Genomic DNA, 14,224 nt, shown 5'->3' on the forward strand with positions numbered 1-14,224 from the left:
GATGTCGATCGCGCAGGCTCAGGCGAGCCCGGCATAGAGGCCGCGCTCGAACTCGCCGTAGAGGGCGACGACGCGGTCGTCGTAGAAGGGCAGGACCTGAGTGAAGAGCGCGCCGGTGACGTGCTTCACCGGGTCGAGCCAGAAGTAGCAGTTGAGCAGACCTGCCCAGGAGATGCTGCCGGCGGAGCGCCCGTTCGGTCCCGGCTGCATGTTGATGTCGAAAGACAGGCCCCATTTATGCGGCTGTCCCGGGAACTGGTCGAAGCTGCGGGAATATGGCGGCTGTGCCGAGCGCATCTCCTGGACGTTCAGTTCGCCGATCTGGTTCTGCATCATCATGGCGACCGTCTCCGGACGCAGGATTCGGACGCCATGCAGCGTGCCGCCGTTCAGCAGCGCCTGCAGGAACGCCATGTAGTCCCGCGGCGTGCTGAAGGCGCCGCCGCCACCCATGAAGAACTCCGGCCGTTGCGGCATCTCGAAGGGCGCCGACTCCAGCCCGCCGTCGGCGAGGCGGTTGTGGAAGGTGGCGACGCGCCGCTTCTGCTCGGTCCCGATCAGAAACCCTGAATCCTTCATGCCGAGCGGCGCGAAGATGTTCTCGCGGAAGTAGATCTCAAGCGACTGATCCGACACCGCCTCAACCAGCTTGCCGACCCAGTCCATGCTGATGCCGTATTCCCACCGCTCGCCAGGCTCGAACTCAAGCGGAGCCGTGAAGGCGGCGTTCTTGCAGGTCGCGATGTCGGGCATGCCCGTCACCTTCTCGTAGCGGGTCAGAGCCTCGCTCCAGATCGAGTAGGTGTAGCCGGACGTATGTGTCAGCAGATGGCGCACCTTGATCGCGCGCCTGGCCGGCCGCATTCGCGGCGTTCCATCCTCGGCAAAGCCCTCAAGGACCTGCGGCGAGGCCAACTCGGGCAGGTATTTTGCCGCGTCGTCGTCCAGATGCAGGCGGTCCTGCTCAATCAACTGCATGCAGGCCGTCGCGGTGAAGGCCTTGGTCATCGACAGCAGCCAGAACACGGTGTCGCGCGTCATCGCTGCGCCCGTTACGACGTTCGCCTTGCCGAAGGCGCCCTCGTAAACCACGCCTTTCGGCGTGGCCGCAACGGCGATAACGCCGGCCACGTCGTTTCTCGAAACGCCTCCCCGCAAGGCGGCGTCGATCGCCTTGAATCGCGCTGACGAGCCGGCTGGTGTTGTCTCGGCCAAAGCGGGGCTGACCGCGTCGAGAGCCAGGACGGCCCCCAGCATTCCCCCGCTCTGAAGCACCGTTCTGCGTGTGAGGTGGTTCATGGCTAACTCCTTTCTGAATCGAAGGAGGTCCGATCTTGTCGGCCGTTCGCCTCCGACGTCGCTGTGACCTCGGCCTTGTAGGCCGTGCCAAGACGTGATTCACGCGCATTAAAATCAATGCTATAGTGACTTGGATTCACTGCTCTTTGCCCGGGACAGGCTCCGGCGGAGAACCGCAGAGGCGAAGGGAGATCGCATGGCTTTCGACACGCGGCTTCTGACCGGCGTCGGTGTCCTGGCAGCGGTTACGGAGGCTGGGAATTTTGCCCGCGCCGCGGAATTGCTCGGCCTGACGCCGTCGGCAGTGAGCCGCGCCGTCGCGCGTCTGGAGGCGCGGGTCGGCGTGCGGCTCTTCGATCGCAATCCACGCGAAGTCAGCCTCACCGAGGAAGGACGCCGCTTCCACACGCAGGTCATGCCGCTTCTCGCGGGCCTGGATGAGGCGGCGGCCGAGGCCGCAGGCGCGGCGGCGGTCGTGCGCGGCCGGCTGCGCGTATCGGTGGACCCGTGGTTCGCTCGTATGGTGCTTGCGTCGAAGCTCCAGCAGTTTCTGGTCCGCTACCCTCTGCTGTCGGTCGATTTATCCACCAGCAACTACCGCGAGGAGATGATGACCGGGGTCGACGTGGCGGTGCGCTTCGGCCCACCCGATCAGTCATCCCTCATCGTGCGCAAGCTGCTGGAGACCCGTATCCTGACGGTCGCCGCGCCGGCCTATCTCGAAAAACACGGCGAGCCGCGATCGCCCCATGACCTCGTCCATCATGAAGCACTCCTCTTCCGAGATCCGCAGACCGGCCTGCCCTTTCCCTGGGAGTTCCAGCGCGGCGGGGAGGTGAGCGAAGTCAAGGTTTCCAGTCGCCTGGTAATGGACGACCCTTCAGTGGCGGTGGCCGCTTGTGTGGCCGGTCAAGGCATTTTTCAAAGCCTCGCGATCGGCTTGGCGCCTTTCCTGTCGCGAGGCGAACTTGTCCAGATCCTGCCGGAATGGTCGGAAGAACTCTATCCGCTCTATGCCTATCATCCCTCGCGCCACCTCCCGCCGGCGAAGGTCCGAGCGCTTCTGGATTTCATCCAGGAGATTGCTGTCTGCGCGTAATTGGTACTCGGCTCTTGCGATATCCGCACCATTTCGTAGAACTTTTTGGGCGCACAAGCCAACATTTACCATCGAGGTAACTACGGTTCAGAGCGATGACAGCAACTTCGCCCTAACGCAGGTCCCTCGTCATCTCGCCTGCACGCGATATAACGAAATGAGTCTCGATGCCGAGTTCGCGAAGCATCTGGAGCGCACGTATACCGTGGATGATGCCGGTCGCGCCGGAGATACCCACGCTGCCGCCGGCGTTTCCCTTCATTCACAAGCTTGTCCACGGCAATACTCTTCTCAACAGATCAGAAGTAGCCGGCGAGCATTGCGACATCGAGAGCGCTCATGCCTCCACCCGCCTAGCCCTTGCTCTCAGGCCGGCTGTATCGGCAGCCTTCTGATGCGGCGCCCCGTCGCCGCGAAAATGGCATTCGTGACCGCGGGGGCCACAGCGGCTGTAGCCGCTTCGCCCAAGCCGCCAGGATCAGCCGTGCTCGCCACTATATGGGTCTCGATTGGTGGCGTTTCATCAATGCGCAGCGGCGGATAAGAGTCAAAGTTGCCTTGTTCGACTCTGCCGTCCTTAATCGTTATCGCGCCGCGTAGCGCAGCCGTGAGTCCGAAGATCGTTCCGCTCTGTATTTGCGCGTCGATCATCTTAGGATTGACCGGCAATCCACAATCCACCGCGCAGATGATACGTTCCACCCTCACATTTCCTTTCTCGTCGACGGCCACCTCCGCTACTTGCGAAAGATAGCTTCCAAAGGCGAACTGAAGCGAGACGCCCCTGCCCTTTCCGGGAGGCATCGGCTGACCCCAGCCGGCCTTCTGCACGGCAAGATTCAGGACCGCCAAAGCTCGGGGATTGTGAGCTAGAAGATTCCTACGAAATTCCACGGAATCCTGCCCGGCCGCGGAGGCCAGCTCATCCATGAAGCTCTCGACGATGAAGACGTTGTGTACCGGTCCTACACCACGCCAAAACCCGGTCGTAATGCCGGGCGGATCGGCCCGAACGTACTCGACGAGAATGTTGGGAATTGCGTAGGGCGGCTCGGCAGCCCCTTCGATCGCATCGAAATCCAAACCGTTTTTGAACAGGGGCGGAGAAAACCGGGCCACGACCGAAGAGCCGCATACCCGATGGTGCCACGCGATAGGTCTTCCCGCCTCGTCGAGACCCGCCGATATCCGATCGTAGTAGTAGGGTCGGTATACATCGTGCTGGATGTCCTCCTCGCGGCTCCAGATCACCTTGACGGGACCGTCGATCTGCTTGGCAATTTTGACCGCGAGAAGGGTACCATCTGGCTCAAGCCGACGGCCGAAGCCTCCACCCAAATACTGATTGTGAATCACAATGGCTTCCTTCGGCATTCCAGTGAGCGTCGCGACCGCCGCCTGCGTGACGGTGGGCTGCTGCGTGCCGACCCAGATTTCGCAGATGTCCTTCCGATAGTGCACCGTGCAATTCATCGGCTCCATGGCTGCGTGAGCCAGAAACGGCAACTCATAGACCGCGTCCAAACGCCGAGCCGCGCCGGAGAACGCCTGCTCGAAGTGGCCCTCGTTTCTCGCCACGACCCCCGGGCTTTCGGATGCCTTCTTGAGCTGCTCGACGAGCTTCTTACTATCTATCGAGGCATTAGGACCGTCGTCCCACTGTATCGCGGCGGCTTCCAAACCCTTCTTAGCAGCGCCCATATGGTCAGCAACGACGGCTACCGCCTCATCGACCGCGACCACCTGATGCACACCCTTGATCGCGAGTGCCGCGCTCTGGTTCACGGCCGTAGGTCTTCCTCCAAGCACCGGAGATATTGCTATCGCCGCGACCTTCAGGCCCGGCAGCATCACGTCGATTCCGAACTGCGTTCGTCCACTGATCTTGTCGGGAGCCTCAAGTCTCTTCGGGGATGTTCCAATGAGAGTGAACTGTCCTTGCTCCTTCAGCTTGATGCGATCGAGAGCGGGAGGTCCCGATTCGGCCGCGGATCGCAGCAAGTCCCGATAGGGCAGCGACCTAGCGCCCGACGGATGCAAAACCACTCCATCCTTGACGGTGCAGGCCGCCGGGTCGACTTTCCAACGCCCGGCCGCCGCCGCGATCAACATGAGGCGCGCCGCGGCGCCAGCTCGCCGAAGGGGTAGCCAGAAACCCCGGATCGAGGCTGACAATCCTGTCGCCTGTAAATGTAGGAACGGATTGGCGTAGAGGGCGTCATTCGGAGGCGCGTGTTCGACCTCGATCTGGTCGAGCTTGACTTCGAGCTCCTCCGCCAAGAGCATAGAGAGCGAGGTATAGACCCCCTGCCCCATCTCGACACACGGTATGGTCAGGCGTACGCGGCCGTCGGGCTCAATTCTCACGAACGCATTCAAGACCGCGCCGTTATCGCTTCCATCAGCCATGGACCAGGACGGCAGGACAACCGCCAGGGCGAGCCCCCCTGCCGCGGTCGCACTGACCTTCAGGAGCGCTCTGCGAGAGACTCTTGCTTCGTCTGCGCCCGATACTGTCCGCGTGAGCGTGTCGGTGGTTTGCCGCATTGTTAACGCCCTCCCTCGCTCGCGTATTTTATGGCAGCTCGAATGCGATTGTAGGTGCCGCATCGGCATATATTGCCGGACATCGCGTCGTTTATCTCCGAGTCCGTCGGGCGTGGATTGCTCGCCAGCAGCGCAGCTGCCGCCATGATCTGCCCCGACTGACAATATCCGCACTGAACGACGTCTTGATCGAGCCAAGCCCGCTGCACCTTCCGGCCAGCAGGAGTCTCGCCGATGGCTTCGATAGTAGTCACTGCGGCCTCCCCGACACTGTCGACCGTGGTGATGCAAGATCGTGTCGCCGCGCCGTCTATGTGAACCGTACAAGCGCCGCAAAGCGCCATACCGCATCCAAACTTCGTTCCTGTCATCTTGAGAACGTCCCGCAGCACCCATAGCAGGGGCGTCTCGCCGTTCACGTCCACCTTATGCGACTTCCCATTTATCTTGAGAACGTATGTCATCCGGCACCATAGCGTGTTGAGGAACGAGATCTATATTGCAGCCCGAAGGGACCGTCGCTCGCGGGATTGCTTTGATGCCCGCGTTATTGCCCCCAGTTTCGTCTTCCTGCTATGGATCTATCGGCGATAGGAGCTCGGCGTCACCCCCACCACCCGCCGAAAGGCCGTCGCAAAATGCGATGGATTCTCATATCCACATCTGGCGGCAACGGTCGGAATCGTTTCGTTCCGGCCCTTCAAGAGGCTCTTCGCCTTTTCCATGCGAAGGAAGGTCAGACGCTGCAGGGGAGTCTGCCCATACAGCTTCTTGTACAATCTCAGCAGGTGGAACCGACTGACTCCTGCCTCGCGCGCCAGATCCTCCAGACTCACTGCGGACGCGAGATTCTCGCGCATGAAGTCTTCGACGTCGCGCAGCCGGCTGTCGCTCGTATTGCGGTAGTGTAGCTCCCCGTAGCCGCCGTGTCTGACCAAGAGATGGGCGGCCAACATCTCTCCCGCAGTCTGAGCATAAAGGTCTGGCGCGGATTCTTGAAACGCAGCGCTCAGGCTCAGCATCAGCCGGCTAACCAAGGGATCGCTGCTTCCGATGCCGCTCGGCAAGATCGGGGCCGCGGGACCTTTACGCCTGAGTTCTCGTGCGACGCGTTCGATGGTCGCGGCCGGAAGATGGAGTTGCAGGTTGCTGTGTGTCGTATTACCCCGCCATCGCAGTGTAGCGGCTTGTCCCGGAGCCGTCATACCAATGTGACCCGGCTCGGAATGAGCATGCTGCCAACCGTTGCGATACCGGACCTCCACGTCGCAGGAGCCACCGGTGACGAGAACGATCAAATGATCGCGAGTAGCGGGAGTTACGAATTCTTCGGCCTCTGCCGGATCCTCGTAGGCCCGGATCAGCAGCGAGCGCCAACCGGCTCGCCAGCTGCAGGCCGTCATTGTGGCGCGCAAGTGCTTGTGCGCATCGAGGCTAGAAATTATCGTCTCCAAGTCAGGTCTCCGTGCATGTGGTTGTGCCTGTAGAAGCGGCCAAGCGGGTTGAGCGTGCGATCTACGTCGTCGATAAAATCATCCGCAATCTCGACTGGGTCGCGGTCATCAATTCGATCTTTGGTCATGGATATTGCCCTCAATATGGACAGCAGCCTGGTGTCTCTAGATCTAGCAACATGTACGACAGCCCATTTCAGGTCACGAAGTTCGACGGCATCCACGTTAGTCACGTTGCCGTCCTTTTATTGCGGCGAGCGCGACCGTCACTGCTGCCAATGGGCCGGTCCACGAAGGATCTTCGTGCGAGCCGGCCCGGCCGCAGGGATGACTAGACGAGGACACTGGGCTTCAGCAGGTCGGAGAGGCCGACCCGATGAAGCATCTCCGCGCGCAGGCGGTCGCGCACGGTGAAGCCGACATTGGCGCCGTCTTCGGTCGGATCGTAGTGGATCCGGAACGGGCGCTTGCCGAAGGGCATGTCGACGACCTTGACGATCTCGTCGGCCACGCCGCTGGGCTCGGCGTCGTCGGGGACGATCGCGGCGAACGCCTTCAACACCTCTTCGCCGAAGCGCTTGTAGGGGCCAGCTTCATATTCCGCGACCCGCGCCTCGTCAGCCGGACGCCCGGAATGCGCGAAGTGGTTCGTGCCCTTGGTGAACGCGCCCGGCACGACGATCGTCGTCTCGATGCCCCAGCGCGACAGCTCGCGCGCATAGAGGACGGCCAGCGAGTCCATCGCCGATTTGGCCGCGAAATAGGGCGCGAGATAGGGCGGCGTTCCGCCAGCGGAGCTGCTGCTCGAGATCCAGAGAAGCAGACCCTGTTTCGCCGCGCGCATGTGCGGCAGGACGGCCCGGTTGACGCGTTGCGTGCCGAGCACGTTGACGTCGCACTGCACCGCGAATTGCTCGGGCAGGAACACCTCCGCAGGGCCAAACATCATGTGACCCGCATTGTGGGCCAGCACGTCGATCTTGCCGCTCTCGGCCATGATCTTCTTGACCGCCACATCGATCGACGGTTCGGACTGAACGTCGAGCTCGATCGCGCGCAGGTCGACGCCATCGCGCTTCGAGGCCTTGGCCATCTCGGCCGCGTTCTTGGCGTTGCGGCCAGCGACGTCGCGCATGGAGGCATAAACGGTGTGTCCGGCTTTGGCGAGCGCTTCGACGGTCAGGCGGCCGAAGCCGCTGGAAGCGCCAATGATGAGAATGACCTTCTTACTCACGACGAAATCTCCTCAATGACAAGGTGTTGTTACCGTTGGTGGCCGCGTACAGTCGGATGACGCCCCCGTTGATGTGCGGTCCGGCCGTAGATCTACGCCCTCAGCACACGCCGCCGTTGGCACGGATCGTCTGGCCATTAATCCAGCCGCCCTCCGGGCCGACGAGGAAGGCGACCACGCGAGCAATGTCTTCAGTCTGCCCAAGACGTTCGAGCGGATTCATTTTCGCCATGTGCTCGATCAGTTGCTCGCTTTTGCCATGAAGGAACAGCTCGGTCGCGACCGGGCCAGGAGCAATGGCGTTGACACTGATCCGTCTGCCGCGCATCTCTTGTGCCAGAACCTGCGTCAGGCCTTCAACGGCGGCCTTGCTGGCGATGTAGACGCCGTAGGTCGGCAGACGGACCCCGATAACGCTGGAGGAGAAGTTGACGATGCGTCCTCCATCGCGCACGCGCTTCGCCGCCTCACGGCACAGATTGAACGTGCCCTTGAGATTGACCGCGATGATCTGGTCGAAGGTCTGATCGTCGACCTCCGCAATTTTGGCGAGTTTCATGATACCGGCGCAGTTGATGACGACGTCGACGCCGCCGAACGCGGTTTCAGCCGAGTAGAACATGCGTGCCACGGCGGCGACATCCGAGATGTCGGCCTGGGCCGCCACGGCGTGGCCGCCGGCCGCTTCGATCCTAGCTACGATTGCCGCAGCCGAGGCGACGTTGCCGGCATAGTTCACCACCACGGTGAAGCCATCTTTGGCCAGGCGCTCGGCGACCGCAGCACCAATGCCGCCGGACGCGCCGGTGACGATGGCTATTCTGTTAGTTTCGGTGGTCATGATCCGTCTCCTTGGAGTTGGGCACCGGTCATCGGCGCTCGATGAAAGCAAGATGCTCCTTCCCATTCGGCGGATAATCATGCATATTTCGACATCATAATTCGAGCTGCCGAATAATGGATCGTTTCGACGCCATGCGCGTCTTCACCCGCATTGTGGAACGGCGCAGTTTCACCCAAGCCGCTGACGATCTTGGTTTGCCACGCTCCTCGGTGACTGATGCCGTGAAGGGACTGGAGGCGCGGTTGGGGGTACGGCTATTGCGGCGCACGACGCGGCAGGTCAGTCCGACCCTGGATGGCGAGGCCTACTATCGGCGCTGTGTGAACCTGATCGCGGACATAGAGGACGCGGAGGGCGCCTTCGTCGGAACCAAACCTTCGGGCCTGGTTCGTGTCGACGTTCACGGCACCCAGGCGCGGTATTTCCTGTTACCGGGCCTGCCTCGATTCCGGCAGCAATATCCCGATATCCGGCTGCACTTCAGCGAAGCGCACCAACCGCTGGACATGATCCGGGAGGGACTCGACTGCATCCTTCGGGCCGGCGAGCTGAGCGACAGTCCGCTGATCAAGCGGCGCCTGGCGCTGCTCGACAGGGGGACCTTCGCCAGCCCGGATTATCTCAGCCGTTTCGGCATGCCGCGAACGCCTGACGACCTCGCAGGTCATGAGATGGTCGGATTGCTTTCGCCGGACTCCGGCGAAGTCGTTTCGCTCGTCTTCGGCGGCGGCGGCAAGACGCGTCAAGTCGCGTTGCCAGCGATGGTGACGGTGACCGGTCCAGAGACCAACGTTGCGTGCGCGTGCATGGGCCTCGGACTGATTCAGGTGCCGCGATATCGCGTCAGCTCCGAGCTTGCCAGCGGCGCGCTGGTCGAAGTGCTCGCCGGCTTTCCACCGTCGCCGCTGCCTATCCACGTCCTCTACTCCCATACGCGGCAACTGTCGCCGCGCCTGCGAGTGTTCATAGACTGGATGGCCGAGCAGTTCCGCGACCGGCACTCGCCGACTGAATGACATGCGCATGAGGCCCGTGCCCCTTTTGCCGCCCGCCGCGACTACCCGGCGAAGAACACATGCGTTGGTTTTTAATTTTGCCTCGGTTGGGCGCGAGGCTCTACTGGATGGCCGCTTTGCGCCAAACGCGGACATGAACGCACTCAGTCAATCACCCCGTCGGTTCGAATGCCCTGAACCAACCTCCCGCTATCGGGAAGACCGGTGCGCGGACTTGCTTCACGCCTTGCAGCGCACCTGGTCAGCGGTGATCGCGCAAGTTGGGTCCGGCGCAAGGGCCCTTCTCGCAGCTGCCTCTAGGTTTGATGGGCTTCGGAACCAGAACATCTTTGCCCTGGCCCCATTGACCGTGGCGCCGCGTTGGGGCGCACCATTCGCGCCTCGATGGTCGCGCACGGCATTGCCGGCATCGGCGCTTTGTATTGCGGCGAGCAATGTCATCGCGGCCACGGCCATCACCGCGGTGACGCAGCTGAAGTTTGTGAAGCTTCAACGGATGATCATGGCTTTCTCCCTCGGATAGCTTCGCAACTTCAATTCGCGGTCAATGCTTTTTCGAGTCGCTGGTATTGGCGCCGGCGCTCGGCTGCCGATCCCTGGCCTGCTGCGTAGTGACCTTGTTGTCGCCAGCAGGTCCGGCTGCGCCGCTGCCACCGACCACCGAGACCGCGTTCTTCCTTGTCGGGGTATCCGGTCTCGACGCGCCGCCGGTTGAGCCTGACAGCACCCCGGTCACGTTGCCGGCCGCGCCGGGCTTGGGCTTGTCTCCCTTTATGGGAACAGCTACGCATGCCCCTCTGAGCCCACAATCTACGCTTCCCCCTTTTGGTCCCCGAATAACCACGCTCCCATTGTCAAGTACGTTATATGTACATCCCGGGCTTGCGTCACATCGCTTCATGGCCTCCCTGGCTTCCATGGCGGCCGCAGGCGCGGACAATGCAGCAACTGCTGCTGTCAGGAACGTGGCGGCGAGCAATGGCGTGATGGATTTGCCCATGGCAACCTCTCTGGGTAAAACGTTTGAATAGTGTCGGGCAATCTGTCGTTCGTTGTTCACGGGCGGCTCTTCATGAATGGTTCTTTCGTTGCGGGTATGGAAGGTGCACTCGAACGGAGTCAGTGCGTGTTGCGCCTGCGTCATCGAAGTTAGCCCTTCACCTTCTCGATCATGTGGTTGATAACTAGGCTGTGCTCGTGCTGCGGGCTGAACATGACGATATCCGCGTCGGCATCCACCTTCACATTGTGTCCAGGCGGCCAGTAAAAAAGGTCGTTCGCGTTGACCGTCTCCCGCGCGCCGTCCCGGTCGGTTGTGGTTAGCTGACCGCTCAAGACGAATCCCCAGTGAGGGCACTGGCAGAGATTGCCTTCCAGACCTTGGAACAGCGGAGTGGTATCGACACCGGCCGAGAGCGTGAAGTACTCGGCACTGATCTTGCCAAAACCGCTGACGTCACCGAAGCCCATCTGTTGACGGATCACGGCACCTGGAATCTGCATTCTTACATCGACGTTTTCTTTCGAAATGCGCATCTTGGTTCTCCTCTTGAGGTGGGTTGGATACTGCGGACCTTCAAAGCACCGTGACGACGACTTCGAGATATTCGCTCGGCACGACCAAGGTGCCGTCCCCCGAACGGTTGAACCTGCCGATCAGTGCCTTGAGATCATGTTCCAGGGCCGATTGCCCCGCGGGCGGGAGCGCGGCGAACGCCTTGAGGATCGGGCCGTAATAGGCCTTGAAGACGTGCAGCCAGTGCTCCGGCGAGCGATAGCGGAATACAAAGTTGCGTTGCGCCGATTTGATGGATGCCGCGCACGGGTCGAACATCTCGGCGAGACGACCCCGCGTGCCCCAAAGCGCCGGCGACCTGGCTTCGGGAGGCGGTGGAACATGCGTGCCGATGGTCTTGAAGAGCTGGCCGATGAAGCCTTCCGGCGTCCAGTTGGCGAGCCCGATTTTACCGCCGCGCTTGCAGACGCGGACCAGTTCCGCGGCGGCACGATCCTGATCGGGCGTGAACATCACCCCGAAGGTCGAGACGACGACGTCGAAGCTGCAATCGGTGAAAGGCAGCATCTCGGCGTCGGCCTCGCGGAACTTGATGTCCAGCCGCTCGGCAGCCGCGCGTTCGCGGGCGCGATCAAGCAGCGCCGGAACATAATCGGTGGCGGTCACGTCGCACCAGCGCCGCGCAGCGGCTAGCGCGACGTTGCCGTTGCCGGCGGCGACGTCGAGCACCGTCTGTCCTGCGCGGATATCGAGCGCCTCGCACAGGTCCTCGCCGACGATTTGGAGGGTGGTGCCGACGACGGCGTAGTCGCCGGAGGACCATGCGTCCTGCTGGCGGGCCTTGACCGCAGTGAGATCGATCAGTGCCGGTGCGGCACTTTGACTTGTTACGGCGCCGGAGATGGCCATCATTGCGCTCCATTCGGTCCATTGATACTGCTGGGCTGTCGCCGTTCCCTGGCGATGGCCGGGTCTGACGCGATACGCGCCTTGACCTCGATGTCACTGTAGCGGCCACCCGTGGAGGCGAGCGTGGGAGCCCCCGTGGAAATGTCCGTGGAATCGGACCGACCGGCTCTAGCAGGTATGCCCTCGCTGCAAGTGCGCCTGCTCGGGCCTCTGGCGATCAGCCGCGATGGCGCCGCGCTGGCGCTGCCGGCATCACGCAAGGTGCGCGCGCTTATCGCCTATTTGTCGCTTGCCCCGCACGCGGTCCCTCGCAGCCAGCTTTGCGAGTTGCTGTGGGATCTCCCGAACGATCCACGCGGCGAACTGCGCTGGAGCCTCAGCAAGGCCAGGAGCATTCTCGACGAGCCTGGCCGGCGCAGGATCGATACCCAGGCCGACACCATCAGGCTCGACCTGTCGGACTGCTTCGTCGATGCTGCCGAGATCAGCCGAGCGGTCCAGGGTGGCTTCGAGACGATTGCACCGCACCGGCTGCGAGCGCTCGCGACGCTGTTTTGTGGAGACTTTGTCGAAGGCCTCGAGATCGATCGCAGCCCGGCCTTTACCAGTTGGCTGATTGCGACCCGACGCCGCTTCCGCGGCTGCCAAGCCGCCCTGCTCGAGCACCTCGTCCGCAGCATTCCCGGTGATGAGGCCTTTGGCTATCTGGAAACGTGGCTGCAGCTCGCTCCCTTCGATCGGCGTGCTCACGAGGCGATGCTAATCGCGCTCGCCCGCCGCGGACGTATTCGCGAGGGCGAAGAGCATTTGGCAGCGACAGCGCGACAGTTTGAAGCCGAAGGTATCGATGCCACATCGATTCGCAAAGGGTGGCGTTCAGCCATAGCAAACGCGGAGGAGACGCCGCGTGCCGCGGTTGTTGATTCCGTTGTGGTGGTCGCGCCGGGCAGGCCCGCCGATATCGTTATCGCTGCCTCCCGCCGCGCCTCCATCGCGGTGATGCCATTTGCTGATCAATCTGCCGCGGCCAACGTACCCGGCGGACCGGCGGACGGCCTCGCCCACGACGTCATCACCCGGCTCGCCAAACTGCGGAGCCTTTTCGTCATCGCCCAAGCCAGCGTCTTCGCACTACGCGAGCGGCAAATCGCACCGGAAGAAGCTGGCCGGATGCTCAACGTCGACTATGTCGCCAGTGGATCGTTGCGGCGTCACGGCAAGCGGCTCACCGTGACGGTCGAACTCGCTGAGACCCGCAGCGCCCGTATCGTCTGGGCGGAGGTCTTCAATCGTAGCAAGGACGACGCATTTCTCGTTCTCGACGAAATTGGGGATCGGATCGTCGCGTCCATCGCCAGCGAGATCGAGACGATTGAACGTAACCGCGCGATCCTGAGGGCCCCAAATTCGCTCGATGCGTGGGAGGCTCATCACCGCGGCCTGTGGCACATGTACCGGTTCAACAAGTCCGACAACGAGCGCGCGCAGCATTTCTTCGAGACAGCGGTCCGCCTCGATCCAACCTTCTCCCGCGCCTATGCGGGCTTGTCCTTCACGCATTGGCAGAAAGCATTTCAGAGCTGGGCGAAGCGGGAACAGGAAGTGGATCTGGCTTACAAGGCCGCCGGACAAAGCCTTATGGCTGATGATCGCGATCCGGCGGCGCACTGGGCGATGGGCCGAGTGCTCTGGCTGCGCGGCAGCCATGACCAGTCCGTTGTCGAATTGGAGCGGTCGATCGAGCTCAGTCCAAATTTTGCCCAAGGTCATTACTCGCTCGCATTCGTCCAGGCTCAGACCGGCGATCCCCTTGCGGCAATCGTGTCCTCCGACCATTCGCGGGATCTAAGTCCATTCGATCCACTGCTCTTCGGCATGCTAGGCGCACGTACAATAGCACTCGTGCGTCTCGCCAGATTCGAGGAAGCCGCAAACTGGGCCGTCAAGGCCGCCGCCCGCCCGAATGCACACTCGCATATCCTGGCGATAGCCGCCTTTTCCTTGGCGCTCGCCGATCGGCTCGACGAGGGGCGCGCCTACATCGCCTCCATTCACAAGACGCTACCGCGCTACGGGCTCGACGATTTTTTTGCTGCCTTCCAGTTTGCAGCGGAAGGTACAGCGTTCTTTCGAGAGGGGGCCAGGCGCATCGGAATGGTTTGATTCAGTTACGGGCGAGGTTGCTACCGTTGCTACCAGCCGACTTGTCCGTTCCAGGTCAAACTGAGAAGAACTCAGTACAAGCATATGTTTTCTGGGTTGCCCATGATAGCGGACATTGGTTTCTGGCACCACCTAATGCCACT

12 protein-coding genes and 1 pseudogene are annotated in these 14,224 nt (G+C 62.0%); 3 read left to right on the plus strand and 10 right to left on the minus strand.

All coding sequences use genetic code 11. The features are described 5' to 3' along the window. Nucleotides 1-18: 18 nt before the first annotated feature. Nucleotides 19-1,299 (minus strand): serine hydrolase domain-containing protein, encoded by a 1,281-nt coding sequence (locus IVB18_RS39260; RefSeq protein WP_247985595.1) that lies wholly within the window; start codon nt 1,297-1,299, stop codon nt 19-21. 196 nt (nt 1,300-1,495) lie between these two features. On the opposite strand from IVB18_RS39260, the gene IVB18_RS39265 reads away from it, so the two are divergent. Beyond that, nucleotides 1,496-2,398 carry a LysR family transcriptional regulator gene (locus IVB18_RS39265; RefSeq protein ID WP_247985596.1) on the plus strand — a complete coding sequence of 301 codons (903 nt, stop codon included), beginning with the start codon at nt 1,496-1,498 and terminating at the stop codon, nt 2,396-2,398. 127 nt (nt 2,399-2,525) lie between these two features. On the opposite strand, the pseudogene IVB18_RS39270 reads toward IVB18_RS39265, so the two are convergent. The 6 genes and pseudogenes from IVB18_RS39270 to IVB18_RS39295 form a co-directional block, all read right to left on the minus strand. Continuing rightward, nucleotides 2,526-2,660, minus strand: a pseudogene (locus tag IVB18_RS39270) (flavoprotein); the annotation flags it as partial. A gap of 104 nt (nt 2,661-2,764) precedes the next feature. After that, on the minus strand, nt 2,765-4,945 hold the full coding sequence (locus IVB18_RS39275) for a molybdopterin cofactor-binding domain-containing protein (protein ID WP_247985597.1): 2,181 nt from the start codon (nt 4,943-4,945) through the stop codon (nt 2,765-2,767). Nucleotides 4,946-4,947: 2 nt separating this feature from the next. Continuing rightward, nucleotides 4,948-5,409 carry a (2Fe-2S)-binding protein gene (locus IVB18_RS39280; protein ID WP_247985598.1) on the minus strand — a complete coding sequence of 154 codons (462 nt, stop codon included), beginning with the start codon at nt 5,407-5,409 and terminating at the stop codon, nt 4,948-4,950. Between the two features lie 117 nt (nt 5,410-5,526). Then, nucleotides 5,527-6,399, minus strand: coding sequence for an AraC family transcriptional regulator (locus IVB18_RS39285; RefSeq protein ID WP_247985599.1), 873 nt, complete (start codon nt 6,397-6,399; stop codon nt 5,527-5,529). A gap of 331 nt (nt 6,400-6,730) precedes the next feature. Beyond that, nucleotides 6,731-7,633, minus strand: coding sequence for an SDR family oxidoreductase (locus tag IVB18_RS39290; protein WP_247985600.1), 903 nt, complete (start codon nt 7,631-7,633; stop codon nt 6,731-6,733). A 100-nt stretch (nt 7,634-7,733) separates the two neighbouring features. Then, nucleotides 7,734-8,474: an SDR family oxidoreductase gene (locus tag IVB18_RS39295; protein ID WP_247991839.1), complete on the minus strand. Its 741-nt coding sequence runs from the start codon at nt 8,472-8,474 to the stop codon at nt 7,734-7,736. A gap of 116 nt (nt 8,475-8,590) precedes the next feature. Between IVB18_RS39295 and IVB18_RS39300 the strand changes: the two genes are divergently transcribed. Further along, nucleotides 8,591-9,493 carry a LysR family transcriptional regulator gene (locus IVB18_RS39300; protein ID WP_247985601.1) on the plus strand — a complete coding sequence of 301 codons (903 nt, stop codon included), beginning with the start codon at nt 8,591-8,593 and terminating at the stop codon, nt 9,491-9,493. A gap of 544 nt (nt 9,494-10,037) precedes the next feature. Here IVB18_RS39300 and IVB18_RS39305 read toward each other — a convergent pair. Genes IVB18_RS39305 through IVB18_RS39315 form a run of 3 tightly spaced genes read right to left on the minus strand, consistent with a single transcriptional unit; the run spans nt 10,038 to nt 11,918 of the window. Then, the gene (locus IVB18_RS39305) at nt 10,038-10,637 is read right to left on the minus strand and encodes a hypothetical protein (RefSeq protein WP_247985602.1); all 600 of its coding nucleotides are present in this window, start codon (nt 10,635-10,637) and stop codon (nt 10,038-10,040) included. A 5-nt stretch (nt 10,638-10,642) separates the two neighbouring features. Continuing rightward, nucleotides 10,643-11,029 (minus strand): hypothetical protein, encoded by a 387-nt coding sequence (locus tag IVB18_RS39310; protein ID WP_247985603.1) that lies wholly within the window; start codon nt 11,027-11,029, stop codon nt 10,643-10,645. Between the two features lie 40 nt (nt 11,030-11,069). Further along, nucleotides 11,070-11,918, minus strand: a complete 849-nt coding sequence (locus tag IVB18_RS39315; RefSeq protein WP_247985604.1) for a class I SAM-dependent methyltransferase — start codon at nt 11,916-11,918, stop codon at nt 11,070-11,072. A gap of 141 nt (nt 11,919-12,059) precedes the next feature. Here IVB18_RS39315 and IVB18_RS39320 point away from each other — a divergent pair, with 141 nt between their 5' ends. Then, nucleotides 12,060-14,081: a transcriptional regulator gene (locus IVB18_RS39320; protein WP_247985605.1), complete on the plus strand. Its 2,022-nt coding sequence runs from the start codon at nt 12,060-12,062 to the stop codon at nt 14,079-14,081. Nucleotides 14,082-14,224 lie beyond the last annotated feature (143 nt).

Source organism: Bradyrhizobium sp. 186 (assembly GCF_023101685.1).
Lineage (GTDB): Bacteria > Pseudomonadota > Alphaproteobacteria > Rhizobiales > Xanthobacteraceae > Bradyrhizobium.